The following is a 237-nucleotide window of genomic DNA, read 5'->3' on the forward strand; positions in this document are numbered from 1 at the left end:
TACATATATAGCCTTCATCAAATACCTGCAAAGTCAAAGTATTGACAGGCTTTAAATTATCTATTTCGGTGTCAAAAAAAACTACTGTTAACGTTTAACTATTAGCAATTAACGCCGCCCTAAAACAAAAAAAGCCATCCTTTCAGAATGGCTTTCAAACAAATATGTCCAAATCTCTTAGATCTTCTCCTTAATACGAGCAGCTTTTCCTTGCTTGCCTTTCAGGTAGTATAGTTT

Annotated in this window: 1 protein-coding gene; it reads right to left on the bottom strand. The window is 34.2% G+C overall.

What is annotated here, in order from left to right; translation table 11 throughout:
• Positions 1 to 177 precede the first annotated feature (177 nt).
• The coding region (locus KK062_RS31210) for a 50S ribosomal protein L19 (RefSeq protein WP_369075201.1) at positions 178 to 237 on the bottom strand (60 nt) is incomplete at its 5' end.

The organism is Dawidia cretensis, assembly GCF_018598175.1.
GTDB lineage: Bacteria > Bacteroidota > Bacteroidia > Cytophagales > Cyclobacteriaceae > Ohtaekwangia > Ohtaekwangia cretensis.